This is a genomic window from Bacillus sp. SG20033 (assembly GCF_044570195.1).
In the GTDB taxonomy this organism is placed as follows: domain Bacteria; phylum Bacillota; class Bacilli; order Bacillales; family Bacillaceae; genus Bacillus; species Bacillus subtilis.
The window spans coordinates 1,372,520-1,385,092 of the sequence record NZ_CP172606.1 but is presented as its reverse complement, the minus strand read 5'-3'; the positions used below and the strand labels follow the sequence as shown (position 1 = coordinate 1,385,092).

Below are 12,573 nucleotides of genomic sequence, written 5' to 3'. Positions count from 1 at the left end.
CTCCATTTCATGTTTTGTGAACGTTATATATACGATTGACATAGCATTTTGTTTCATCACACAGCATATTACTTGTGAATTCGTAACCGTTGATATAGGATTTCATTGCACCATTTATTTTTACATATGGAGGAGATCATAATGAGCCAATCCAATCAAATTGTCAGCCATTTTTTATCCCATCGAAACGTGACCAATGAGCTTGCCGAAAAAATCAGCAAAGACCATTACAGCTACAAACCGGCAGAAACATCAATGTCAGCAGAAGAGCTGGTCAAACACATTCTTACGTCTTTCCACTTGTTCGCAAATGTCATTAAGGAAGGCAATGCCTCACCATTTCAAAACAAGCAGGAAGAAACAGAAACAGATCTCAATGTTCTGGCAAAAACATATACAGAAAAAACGGCCGCTATCCTTGAACAGCTGACTGAAGAGCAGCTGGACAGAGAAATTGATCTGACATCCGCTTTCGGCAGAAAAGTCACAGGCCGCGCGCTGCTTCAGCTTGCAATGGAGCATGAAATTCACCATAAAGGCAACCTGTTCGTGTATGTGCGGGAAATGGGTCACACTGAGCTTCCTTTCTATCAGCAGCGCATGTAGCGTAAACAAGAAAAAAGATACCTGTTAAGAGGTATCTTTTTTTTGCGCCTTTAGTACTTCTCGATTTCGTCCAGACACTCATTATAGGGCAAATGAATAGAGATATTGAGCATACCAAAATTTCAAGCAGCTAACGTACAAAAATTCAAAAAATTTAATTGATTAACGCGTCCTAATCATATATAATCTGATAAAAATAGTCGGGTTTTCAGGAGGCCTTTATCATGAGTGTAAGCATCATATTGATGGGTTTGTTTGTCGGAGCCTTAGTCGGATTGACGGGAGTGGGTGGAGCGGCCTTATTAACTCCCCTTTTAATTGTGCTTGGAATTAATCCTTCCATCGCGGTCGGTACAGATCTTGTATATAACTCGATCACAAAGCTCTTTGGCGTTGCCTCCCATTGGCGGCAGAAAACGATTAACTTTAAATTGGTAAAATACTTAGCCATCGGCAGTATTCCGAGTGCTTCGCTAGCCATTGGCATCTTGCATTTGTTCCCCGCCTTTCACCAGCATCAGGAAGAAATTATTAAGCACGCTCTAGGATATGTGTTAACGCTGGTTGCCATTTCAATCATCGTTCGTTTGTTTTTGGATAGAAAACTTCGTCCCAACCGCTGGCAGCTGATGCCGCTTGAAAATAAGCGGGCGCTGACGATTCTTATTGGTGTTGTGTTTGGGTTTATCGTCGGCTTAACATCAATCGGTTCCGGCTCATTATTTGCAATCGCCATGATTTACTTATTTAACATGAAAGCGTCACAGATTGTCGGAACAGATATCGCGCATGCATTTCTTCTTGTTACGGCAGCAGGCATTTTGAACGCTAGCTTCGGAAGCGTGGATTACATGCTGGCAGCTAATCTGCTCATTGGTTCAATTCCCGGCGTGCTGATCGGAAGCCATCTTTCGCCTCGATTCTCCCCGCGTCCACTGCAATTTATTATGGCGTCCATTATTTTAGTCAGCGGTTTAAAATTGATTTAATGAAGAAGGCTATCCGCGCTTGAAGGATAGCCTTTTCTTATTATAGCGTCACACCCGATTTAAAAATGGCGAGTTCTCTGAAATCATTTTTTTCATGGTTCACAAGCTGGCCGCTTGCCACCTCTATCATATAGTGGATAAACTCACGCAGCACATATTCCTCATGAACATCATCCTCTGCTAAAAGGCCTGCGTTAAAATCAATCCAATGCGGCTTCGCCTCATACAGCTCGGTGTTTGTCGCTACTTTCACCGTCGGGACAAAGGTGCCAAACGGCGTGCCTCTTCCCGTTGTAAAGAGGACAATTTGGCAGCCGGCAGCCGCCAATGCGGAGGAGGCAATCAAATCATTGCCCGGTGCGCTCAAAAGCGTCAGTCCTTTTGTCTTGAGCACTTCCCCGTATTTCAAGACATCCGTGACAGGAGAAATCCCCGCTTTTTGCGTACAGCCCAGCGATTTATCCTCAAGTGTAGAAATGCCGCCCGCTTTGTTGCCCGGTGAAGGATTTTCGTACACCGGCTGATCATGTTTAATAAAGTATTGTTTGAAATCATTGATTAAATCGACTATCTTATGAAACACTTCTTCATTGGCAGCCCGCTGCATCAGGATGGTTTCTGCGCCGAACATTTCCGGTACTTCCGTCAGCACCGTGCTCCCTCCCTGTGCAATGAGATAATCTGAAAAACGTCCAAGCAGCGGGTTTGCGGTTATGCCGGAAAAACCGTCCGAACCTCCGCATTTCAGCCCGATCTTCAGTTCAGACAGCGGGATGTCTTCTCTCTTATCTCCTTTGGCCGCTTCATGAATTTCCTTCAGCAAAGCAACACCTGCCTCCATTTCGTCGGTCACCGACTGGGATTCCAGAAACTTCACCCGCTCCAGGTTCACATCTTGCAGTGCTTCCTTCATTCTTGCCAGCTCATTGTTTTCACAGCCAAGCCCTAACACCAAGACGCCGCCGGCATTTGGATGGCGAATGGCATTCAGCAGGATCTGCTTCGTATTTTCATGATCGTCGCCAAGCTGCGAGCATCCGTATTGATGCTTTAACACCAGTACGTTATCAAATGGAGCGATATCCCCTGTTTCTCTGACAAAACGCTGCAGCATTTTTTCTGCTATTCCATTGACACAGCCGACAGTTGGGACAATCCACAATTCATTCCGTACACCCGCATCTCCGTTTTCTCTTCTAAAACCTTTAAACATCCGGTTCTCATTAGAATACGGATTTTCATCAAATCTCGGTGTATAGCTGTATAATTGGATATCAGACAGGTTTGTTTTCGTATTATGGACATGAATATGCTCTCCGATCGAGATATCTTGTGATGCATGACCGATTGGAGACCCGTACTTGATGATGCTGTCGTTTTCTTTGATAGACTGCAATGCAATCTTATGGCCTCTTTTTATATCATCCTTTACTTCAATCGACACGCCGTCCGCATGCAGCCTCTCTCCCTTTTGGATATCCCGCAGAGCAAGAAGGACATTATCTTGCTTATGAATCTTTATAAACGACTTCAACGTACCTCTCCCCCTTGTATGCAGTATTGTTCAAGAGCCCGCTGCATGCCCAGCTCATGAATAAGATTCAAGTAAACAGCGACTCTATCAGTCAGCTTCGGTATCTCATTGAGATCTGCCCCCCACAGCCGCTGTTCGCCTAACACTCTTGATGCAATCCGAAGCATGTCGCCATCCTCCTGACACCAAACCTCTTTGAAAAATTGAAAAACTGCCGGATCATCCTGCAATGTCTCGTTATCATGATAAAAATACAGAAGAGCGCTGAAAGAAAACACCAAGCGTTCAGGAAGCTGTCCCTTTTGTTCAGCATATTCCTTAAGAGTCGGCAGGTTTCTCGTTTTGAATTTGGAAACGGAATTCAATGCAATGCTTTCCAGGTAATGCTTAATATACGGGTTTTTAAAACGGTTCAGCACATCGTCAGCATACTGAGAAAGACCTTCCATTTTTAAAACAGGAAGAATTTCGTCGTCAATCAGCTCTCTTATAAATCGCCCAACTTCCGGATGCTCGACAGCATCTTTAACAGTTTTTAAGCCGTATAATAAAGCCACTGGCGTCATTGCTGTATGAGCGCCATTTAAAATTCTTACTTTTTTAGTCCGGTATGGGGTGAGGTCGCTGACGATCTTTGTATGGAGCCCTGCAGCCGCAAAGGGAAGTTCTTTTCCAATCCAATCAGGCCCCTCGATAACCCATAAATAATATTGCTCTCCCACAACTATCAAATCATCCTGATAGCCAAGATCTGCCGTGATCTCCTCGATGCTGTCGACGGGAAAACCCGGAACAATCCGGTCTACTAAACTATTACAAAACGTATTGGCCTCATGAATCCACTGTGTAAATCCTTCCTCAAGCTTCCACAGACCTGCATAATGAAGAACCGTTTCCTTCAGCTTTTCACCGTTCTTCTCGATCAGTTCACATGGGAGTAGGACACACCCTTTTGTCTGATCTCCTTTAAAAGCCTGATAGCGGAAGTAGAGAAATGCAGTTAATTTCCCAGGGAATGTTCTTTGCGGCCTATCCTCTAAACGATCTTTTTCATCACATACAATCCCGGCCTCAGTGGTGTTGGAGATGATAAACCGAAGCCTTTCGCTTGATGCCAATTCTTTGTATGCTTCATAATCAGAAAACAGGTCAATTCCCCGGCTGATTGAGTTGATAATCATATGCTCGTTTACCGCTTCTCCATCTTTCATTCCTTGTAAAAAAAGCGTATATAATCCATCTTGCTGATTTAATCGTTTGATTTTTTCTGAGCCTCTTGGCTGGACAACTGCCACGCTCCCATTAAAATCAGTGTGTTGATTCAATTGATCAATCTGCCAATCGACAAATCCCCGAAGAAAGTTTCCTTCTCCGAACTGGAGAATTTTTTCTGGATACTGAGTATAGTGATCGTACACATTTTTATTCAGCTTCTGCACCCGTATTGCCTCCCTCTCCTTTTATGCACACGTTAACATTTTTCTTTATAAAGAATGCCCGCTGAAAAACGGGACATCACGTCGTCAATCGTCTGACTGAATCACGCACCATGAATTCTGTGTTTTCCAAGATTTTTTCTGCTTTTGTTTCGGGCTCGCTGATCAGAGACAAGAGTTTTTGCGCACCGAGCACGCTGATTTTCTCCACTGGGCGCTTTACTGTTGTAAGTCTTGGCGTGATGTACTGTGAAAACCCAATATCATCAAACCCGATCACCGAAATATCATCAGGAACGCGCAGGCCCTTTGCGAATATCGCATTCATCGCTCCGATTGCCATGTCATCATTCGAACAAAAAACAGCGGTTGGAGGATTCGGCAGTGCCAGCAGCCTCTCCATCGCTTGAAAGCCGCTTTCCATATCGTACTGTCCTTTGACACTGTATTCATGCTTGATCGGAATATGATGTTGAATCAGTGCAGATAAGTAGCCTTCCTTTCGCTGCTGGGAGGATTTAAAGCCTTCGATCCCCTCGATGATGGCGATGTCTTGATGGCCGGACTGAATGAAGTATTCTACAGCTTCTTGAGAGCCTTCCTTGTCATTGGACAAAATATTCGTGATGGTGCGATCATCAATATCACGATTCAGCACGACAAGCGGAATGTTTTTTTCGCGAATATGGTAAATGAAAGAATTATCAATGTCACTTTGGCTCATTAAAATGATGCCGTCATACCTCATCGGTGTAACGGAGTCATAGTTTTTCAGATCATCAATGCCGCGCACATACAGATTGTAATCCTCACTTATGGCTTGATTGACGCCTTTGATTGTGTCTGCAAAGAAGCTGTGTGAGGTTCCGTTTGTAATGCTTGTAAAGAACAGCCCGATCGTATGCGACTTTTGCATCGCCAGACTTTTCGCATTTACATTTGGTGTATAGTTGAGCTGCTCTGCTAGCTCTAATATCTTTTTCTTCGTATGTTCTTTGATGTAAGGACTGTTGTTGAGTGCTCTGGAAACGGTTGTGTGGGATACGTTTGCGAGTTTTGCGATATCTTTTATGGTTACCATCTAATTCCCTTCCTTATCATACCGGCTGCGATTATTTACTGTATATTGTATCATCAAACATACCGCCTCTCCCACTATATTTCCAGATTAATAAGACACAGGATTCTCAGCTTCTGTTCCCGCTGGCTTGCCAATGATTGGACGGACAAAACGAATCACAGCAAGTGAAGCGAAGACAGCCAGCCCTCCGGCAAGCAAAAATGCTCCAGAAAACGTGCCTGTTTGGTCAACAATAAATCCGGTTAAAGCCGGGCCGATAATTCCTGCCGTGTTGGCGAGGAAATGCATGAAGCCGCCAACAGAACCGACATTGTTTTGATCAACCACATCTTGAATGACAGCCCAATAGATAGCACCGGTCAAATAAAGAAAGAAGACTGACAGAGCGACAAGAGTGACAGCCCCTGCAGTCGTTGCCACAAGCCCGGCAAAACCAATCAGGACAGCTGATGAAAACAAACACGTGACAAGCACAACCTTGCGCGAGAACAGCACACCTTTTCGGGCCGTTTTTTTGTACACATAGTCAGAAACAAATCCCCCCGCAGCCAGCCCGATAAAGCCTAAAATCCACGGGATGACCGTAATGACACTCATCGATTCAACACTTAATCCCCGTTCGTCGACAAGATAGCTCGGAAACCACGTCAAAAAGAAGAAGAGGATGTAGTTGTAAGCGAAAAAAGCGAACGCCGTGAACAGGACCGTTTTTTGCTTCAGGTAAAAGGTGAGCGGAATTTTTTCTCCGGGAGACGTTTCTGCTTTTATTGCCGGTGCTTCCTTCATCGTCTCTTGCGGCTTTTCTTTGACAAACTTGAACCAGAGCACTGCCCATATCAATCCAATAATCATAATGAGAACGAAGGATACCTTCCAGCTGAACGCCACTGCGATCATGCCGACTATCGGGCCGGAAATGGCTCCCCCGAGCGGCGTACCGCTGTTGGTTACACCGATAACAGACGCCCGCTGGGTCGGCGGGAACCAGTTGTTCACCATTTTGTTGATGGTCGCCGAAAGCGGGCCTTCTCCCATTCCGAAGAGAATGCGTATAATCAGCAGGCTGACAAAGCCAAAAGCGAGGGCGACTGCTCCGCTAAACAGCGACCAAACAACCATCGCGACAAACAAGGTCAGCTTTGCCCCATAGCGGTCGGATGCCACGCCCCCAAGAAAGTTAAAAATCGCATAACCAATCGAAAAACTGCTGAAAATCAAGCCCATTTGCGTTGCAGACAATGTGAGATCATCCTGAATAAAAGGAGCTGCAATGGAAAGCGCCGAGCGATCCAGGTAATTAATCACCCCTGCCAGGAACAAAAAAAGGATAACGGGAAGCTTATCTTTTGAAAACATCTCAACCTCACCCCTATGTTGGTTCAGTTTCTGTTGCATCGCTTTCGTTACACACCTGAATAAGCCATAAATCCTCCATCGACAGGAACGGTGATCCCAGTGACAAAACCGGAATAGGATTCATCCGCCAGCCAAAGAAGCGTACCGAGCAAATCCTCGGGTTTTCCGAAGCGCTTCATCGGTGTTCCCGCAATAATTTTGTGAGATCGGCTGGTGAACGTTCCGTCTTGGTTGATCAGCAGATCATGATTTTGTTTTGTCAGAAAGAAGCCTGGGGCAATCGCATTGACCCGCAGCCCGGTTTCGGCAAAATGAACAGCCATCCACATCGTAAAATTATTGATGGATGCTTTCGCGGCACTGTATGCCGGAACCTTCGTCATAGGTGAATAAGCACTCATCGAAGAAAGATTGATAATCGCGGGTGAATGTGCCTTCAGCAGTTCTTTACCAAACACTTGCGAGGCCAGAAAGGCACCGGTGAAGTTGGTGGAGAATACAGTTAGAAAGCCCCTCTCATCCATATCAAAAAAGGATTGGCCTTCTCCCGCTTCTTCATATGTCTCCACATCGGTTATCGCGGCAGGATGATTGCCGCCAGCCCCGTTAATTAACAGATCAACAGCGCCAAATTGGCCAAGGATGTCTTCCTTTGCCCGCTCCAGTGACATCCTGTCCAGCACATCCGCAGCAACAGCGCACGCTGTGCCGCCAGCCGCCGTTATCTCCTTCACGACCGCTTGGCCTTTTTCAGCCGTCCGATTCAATATCGCCACCTTCATGCCATGACGGGCTAGCTCCCGTGCCATCGCAGAGCAAAGCACGCCGCTGCCGCCAGTGATGACAGCCGTTTTACCAGCCAGGTTCTCATGCAGCGGGATCATACGTCCACCTCTTTTTTTGCCATTGCTTCATAGGCGTCCCACAGCCCGTTCAAATACATGATGCCAAGTGCCCGATCGTATAAGCCATATCCCGGGCGGCATTGCTCGCCCCAAAGATGGCGCCCATGATCCGGTCTGACATATCCTTCGTAATCCTGCTTATGCAGTTCTTCCATCACGCCTTGAATGTTGATTGAACCATCCTTTGTTAAATGAGATGTTTCAATAAAATCACCATTCTCATAAATTTTCACATTGCGAATATGTGAAAATGGAGCGATGCCGGCATACGTTTTAGCGATCTCCACCATGTCGTTAGCGGGATTGGCTCCCATTGAACCTGTACAAAGGGTGATACAATTAGACGGTGAATCTGATATCGCCCGCAGTTTCTTATAACTTGCCTCTCCTGTGATAATGCGCGGCAGTCCGAAAATCGGCCACGGCGGGTCATCCGGATGAATGGCCATTTGAACACCATAGGCCTCAGCAACAGGAAGAATTTCCTGCAAAAAGAATGATAAATTGTCCCATAGCTTTTCTTCATCGACCGTTCTGTAGGCAGCAAAAAGCTCTTTGATCCGAGCCAATTTTTCGGGCTCCCACCCCGGCAGTGTCATGTCAGATGCATCCTCCACCGTCCGAATCAGCTCTTGAGGATCAAGGCTTTCCACCTTGGCCTTTTCAAAAAACAGAGCGGTCGATCCATCTTCTAGCGGCCGGAACATGTCCGTGCGTGTCCAGTCAAAAACCGGCATAAAATTATAGCAGATCACTTTCACGCCAAATCCGGCAAGGTTGCGGATCGTTTGCTTGTAGTTTTCAATATACCGGCTGCGTTCTTCGTTCCCAAGTTTAATTGCTTCGTGAACATTCACGCTTTCTACAACTTCAGCATGAAAACCATAGGATTGAATATATTCGGTCTCGGCTCTGATTTCTTCTTTTTCCCACACGTCGCCGACAGGCTTTTGATGGAGAGCCCAAACGATGCCTTTGACTCCGGGAATTTGCTTCACGTGTTCAAGTGTGACTGTATCGTTGCCTCGTCCATACCATCGGAATGTCATATTCATGCTCGCACCTCCGGATTCAGTCATTTAATCAAACGTGATGACGGCTTTCCGCACCTGATCTGGATGCTCCTTAATAAACTGAAATGCATGATGAACGTCATCAACTGAAAATGTATGGGTCACCAGTCCGTTATGCACTAACCGGCCTCTATTCAAAAGCTCTACCACTTTTGGAAACTGATTGGTCTGCAATCGCGATCCGGTTATCGTGACTTCTTTTTTTGTAATCGGCAGCTGAGAAACCTGAGCCGCTCTTTCATCGAATCCAAGCACAACCACATGTCCCGCCGGTGACACGGCCTCAATTGAAAGTGCAAATGTCTCCGGCAGGCAAACAGCATCAATGACCACGTTTGCTCCTTCATTCCTAGTCCATTCAAGGACCCGCTCGGCAACATGTTCTGCTTGGACATTTACAACAGCATCGGCGCCGTTTTCTTTCGCAAATAACAGCCGCTCGTTGTTCAAGTCAGTCATCATGACAGCAGCGCCCGCCAGCTTTGCCATTTTTAACACACAGATCCCAATGGGCCCCGCTCCCTGGATCAGGACGGTATCACCTTTTTCCACCTGGCCTCTCCACACTGCCTGGGCGCCTATCGTATAAGGCTCGGCCATGACTGCTTCCTCCCAAGGCAAGTCCTTTGAGACCGCGTGAAGCTGCCTTTCCGGAAGCACAATATATTCCCGCATGCCTCCGTCCTCATGTACGCCAAATACAGAAAGCTTGGCGCAAACATTTGGCCGCCCTTTGCGGCAGGCATAGCACGATCCGCAATAAGAAATCGGCTCAATTACCACATGATCACCGGGTTTTAGGCTCTGTACTTTCGCACCAACTGCCTCCACTTGTCCCGTTACCTCGTGTCCGATGACTCTCGGGAGGGTAGCAAGCGGATTCGTTCCATGATAAATGTGCATGTCTGAACCGCAAATACCGACTCGCTTGACTTTCACGAGCACTTCATCATCCTTTGAAAGAACTGGCTTCTTCACCACCGCTGTCACCAGATCATACGCTTTTCGCACTTGAACCGCTTTCATTTTTCTCACCTGCTTTTTAAGAATTCATACACGCTCCGGACGATAGAAATTCCTTTTTCCTTATTTCTTTCTTCATGCAGCTGCTCGATCTCGCCGGGCACATACACTCTTTCGAATCCAACAGCCGGCGGTGATTGCTGCAGTTCATCGATCATGGCATCCATCTGCTCTAAAAACGTATCCCAGTCAGTAAAAAAGGCTGGATTAATCGCACAAACGTAATGCCCCAGCTTTCTTTTTCGATCAAGGCCGCTGTACATTTTGGCAATATGAGGGCCAAAAGCCGCGCCCGCGAGCAATCCGGAAAACACATCCACTACAATCGATAGTCCATAGCCTTTCGGGCCGCCGAATGTTGAAAGTGAGACGACCTTGTCAGGATCAGTTACTGCTTCTCCGTTTTCATCGACTCCCCATCCTTCAGGAATTTCTTTGCCCTCTTCACGGGCCTGCAGAATCTTCCCAAAAGCCACTTTGGATGTCGCCATATCTAAGATAAACGGTTTTTTATGCTTAGCCGGAACACCGTAAGCAATCGGATTTGTCCCTAAAAAAGGAGTCCTCCCCCCAAACGGGACAACGATACTGTCTGTATGCGTCATTGCCATTCCGAGCAGCTTTTCGTCAGCCGCTTTTTGCACAAAATAGCTTAGCGCTCCGCAATGGCTGCTATTTACGGCCGTGACCATGCCGACTCCTTTTTTCTTCGCCATGTCAATTGCATGGTCCATCGCCATGTCGCAATTCACATGACCGAAACCATCGTCTCCGTCAAGCACCCCGGTCACAGGCCCCGTTTCTTTAAAAACAGGCTGTGCCCCAGGATTGATCCCTCCCGCTAAAAGCCTGTTCACATAGTGTTCTGTGCGCAGCACGCCATGCGAATGTACATTGCGCAAATCAGCGTGCACGAGAACATCTGCTACTTTTTCAGCATCTTGTTCATTCAAACCGGCACCGGCCAGCTTTTGCCGAACGAGTCCCTTTGCTTCTTCAGCTGCAATTGTTATCGTTTTCAAACAAGTGCCTCCTTCCTTTTCAGTTTTTTGGGCACTCCCCTAGCGAAACCCCTACAAACACATTTTATTTACAAATTATTTTAAATATTCTTTATATTATATTGTCAGTACTTTTGATGAAGATCCTGAACGATCTGAGCATGCTGCTGGTCTGTGAGTTTATAAAGAAAGCCGATAATGATCATCGCTAATGCCAAAGCAATGGCCGGATACAGAAGAAGCAGCGCTTTGATGCCAATCAGCGCCTGTGCTGTCTGGACTGCATTCGGAACATAGCCGATAATCCCCAAACCGATCCCCGAGAGAAAGCCAGACAAAGATTGAGCAAGCTTTCTGGAGAAATTGAAAAGTGAATATGTCGTTGCTTCCTTCCGTTCACCGGATTTCCATTCGCCATAGTCGATAATATCGGAGACAAGAGCCCACGTGATGCCATTTGGGATACTGATTCCAATAAAGGCGATACTGGCGAGAATTGTAAACACATAAACGTTAGATGGAAGCATAAAGTTGATCAGATCCGCGGCCACACTGATGCCGAAGCCGATCATTGCCGTTCGTTTCTTTCCAAACATCTTGACGAGCTTTGGAAGGAATACGACGCCCAAAAAGGAAGAACCGATAATTATAAAGTTCATATAAGCCATTAATTCAACATTGCCCAGGTTATATTGTGCGAAATAGACGAGCATGGCGGATTTAATGTTGTATGCGGAAATTGAAAAAATCGTCATCAGGACAAGGGTTAACAGCGGTTTATTTGTAATAAATGTTTTGACGACAGATGAGAGTGTTAATTTTTCTTTGGGTGCTTCCGATATGACAATGCGCTCTTTGCAGTTGCGGTAGCAAATATAAAACCAAAGCACACCGAGTGCGGCGAACAAGCCCATGACCACCGGGTAGCCGACCTTCGGATTATCAAACTTGATGAGCAGCGGCATCACGGCAACACTTGTGATAAACAAGGCGCCAAGTGATCCGATTTGGCGGAACGTCGAAATGGAGGTCCGGTCCTCAGAATTTTGAGTCATCGCTGCCCCTAATGAGCCGTACGGAATATTCACAAACGAATAGCCGATGCCCCAAATCATATAGGATGCATATGCATAAATCAGTTTTCCGGTCGTTGATACATTGGGAGACAGAAAAATAAGAACAGTAAGCACCGCAAGCACGATGCTGCCGATTAATAGATAAGGCCTGAATTTCCCCCGTTTGCCGATATTTTTGCGATAATCGATTGATGAGCCGACAATTGGATCTGTTATCGCCGCAAACAGCTTACTGACTAAAAAAATGCCGCCGGCCATCGCAGCGGGGATTCCCGCTACATCAGTGAAATACTTCAATAAATAAATCTGGCCGAGATCAAACATAAAACCATTGCCAAAATCACCAAAACCATAGGACATTTTCTCTTTCAATGAAAGCCTTTTTTCCGTTTCGACCGACACAACCTTATTTGCCAGTTCAGTTCGCATGTTCCACCTCTGTGCCTTAAGAATTTTCGGATAGTGGTCCGCTCAGCGATACTGAGCGGATACT

General features: G+C 46.2%; 11 protein-coding genes. 2 read left to right on the top strand and 9 right to left on the bottom strand.

Annotated elements, in window-relative coordinates; translation table 11 throughout:
* Positions 1-141 precede the first annotated feature (141 nt).
* Both ACFVP7_RS07355 and ACFVP7_RS07350 read left to right on the top strand, forming a co-directional pair.
* The gene (locus ACFVP7_RS07355; RefSeq protein WP_014479541.1) at positions 142-606 is read left to right on the top strand and encodes a DinB family protein; all 465 of its coding nucleotides are present in this window, start codon (positions 142-144) and stop codon (positions 604-606) included.
* 224 nt (positions 607-830) lie between these two features.
* Positions 831-1,595, top strand: a complete 765-nt coding sequence (locus tag ACFVP7_RS07350) for a sulfite exporter TauE/SafE family protein (protein ID WP_014476525.1) — start codon at positions 831-833, stop codon at positions 1,593-1,595.
* Positions 1,596-1,635: 40 nt separating this feature from the next.
* Here the strand turns inward: ACFVP7_RS07350 and ACFVP7_RS07345 are convergent, their stop codons facing one another.
* The 9 genes from ACFVP7_RS07345 to ACFVP7_RS07305 form a co-directional block, all read right to left on the bottom strand.
* Positions 1,636-3,129: a UxaA family hydrolase gene (locus tag ACFVP7_RS07345; protein ID WP_198878891.1), complete on the bottom strand. Its 1,494-nt coding sequence runs from the start codon at positions 3,127-3,129 to the stop codon at positions 1,636-1,638.
* Positions 3,126-4,568, bottom strand: coding sequence for a tagaturonate reductase (locus tag ACFVP7_RS07340; RefSeq protein ID WP_338733356.1), 1,443 nt, complete (start codon positions 4,566-4,568; stop codon positions 3,126-3,128). The genes ACFVP7_RS07345 and ACFVP7_RS07340 overlap by 4 nt, the downstream gene beginning before the upstream one ends.
* A gap of 76 nt (positions 4,569-4,644) precedes the next feature.
* On the bottom strand, positions 4,645-5,646 hold the full coding sequence (locus tag ACFVP7_RS07335) for a LacI family DNA-binding transcriptional regulator (RefSeq protein WP_021479486.1): 1,002 nt from the start codon (positions 5,644-5,646) through the stop codon (positions 4,645-4,647).
* A gap of 87 nt (positions 5,647-5,733) precedes the next feature.
* The gene (locus ACFVP7_RS07330) at positions 5,734-7,002 is read right to left on the bottom strand and encodes an MFS transporter (protein ID WP_021479487.1); all 1,269 of its coding nucleotides are present in this window, start codon (positions 7,000-7,002) and stop codon (positions 5,734-5,736) included.
* 47 nt (positions 7,003-7,049) lie between these two features.
* Positions 7,050-7,886 carry an SDR family oxidoreductase gene (locus ACFVP7_RS07325; RefSeq protein WP_283857283.1) on the bottom strand — a complete coding sequence of 279 codons (837 nt, stop codon included), beginning with the start codon at positions 7,884-7,886 and terminating at the stop codon, positions 7,050-7,052.
* Positions 7,883-8,962 carry a mannonate dehydratase gene (gene uxuA, locus ACFVP7_RS07320; RefSeq protein ID WP_038828737.1) on the bottom strand — a complete coding sequence of 360 codons (1,080 nt, stop codon included), beginning with the start codon at positions 8,960-8,962 and terminating at the stop codon, positions 7,883-7,885. The genes ACFVP7_RS07325 and uxuA overlap by 4 nt, the downstream gene beginning before the upstream one ends.
* Positions 8,963-8,986: 24 nt before the next feature.
* A complete protein-coding gene (locus ACFVP7_RS07315; RefSeq protein ID WP_338733343.1) occupies positions 8,987-10,006 on the bottom strand; it encodes a zinc-binding alcohol dehydrogenase family protein in 1,020 nt (339 codons plus the stop codon).
* A gap of 5 nt (positions 10,007-10,011) precedes the next feature.
* Positions 10,012-11,025 carry an ureidoglycolate dehydrogenase gene (allD, locus tag ACFVP7_RS07310; RefSeq protein ID WP_338733341.1) on the bottom strand — a complete coding sequence of 338 codons (1,014 nt, stop codon included), beginning with the start codon at positions 11,023-11,025 and terminating at the stop codon, positions 10,012-10,014.
* A 104-nt stretch (positions 11,026-11,129) separates the two neighbouring features.
* Complete coding sequence (locus ACFVP7_RS07305) at positions 11,130-12,509, bottom strand: MFS transporter (RefSeq protein WP_042974227.1); 1,380 nt, start codon at positions 12,507-12,509, stop codon at positions 11,130-11,132.
* Positions 12,510-12,573: the final 64 nt, after the last annotated feature.

What these genes read in the sequence shown, in the direction of transcription:
- ACFVP7_RS07355 (WP_014479541.1), top strand. Translation starts at nt 142, where the DNA reads ATGAGCCAATCCAATCAAATTGTCAGCCATTTTTTATCCCATCGAAAC.
- ACFVP7_RS07350 (WP_014476525.1), top strand. Translation starts at nt 831, where the DNA reads ATGAGTGTAAGCATCATATTGATGGGTTTGTTTGTCGGAGCCTTAGTC.
- ACFVP7_RS07335 (WP_021479486.1), bottom strand. Translation starts at nt 5,646, where the DNA reads ATGGTAACCATAAAAGATATCGCAAAACTCGCAAACGTATCCCACACA.
- ACFVP7_RS07330 (WP_021479487.1), bottom strand. Translation starts at nt 7,002, where the DNA reads ATGTTTTCAAAAGATAAGCTTCCCGTTATCCTTTTTTTGTTCCTGGCA.
- ACFVP7_RS07325 (WP_283857283.1), bottom strand. Translation starts at nt 7,886, where the DNA reads ATGATCCCGCTGCATGAGAACCTGGCTGGTAAAACGGCTGTCATCACT.
- uxuA (WP_038828737.1), bottom strand. Translation starts at nt 8,962, where the DNA reads ATGAATATGACATTCCGATGGTATGGACGAGGCAACGATACAGTCACA.
- ACFVP7_RS07315 (WP_338733343.1), bottom strand. Translation starts at nt 10,006, where the DNA reads ATGAAAGCGGTTCAAGTGCGAAAAGCGTATGATCTGGTGACAGCGGTG.
- ACFVP7_RS07305 (WP_042974227.1), bottom strand. Translation starts at nt 12,509, where the DNA reads ATGCGAACTGAACTGGCAAATAAGGTTGTGTCGGTCGAAACGGAAAAA.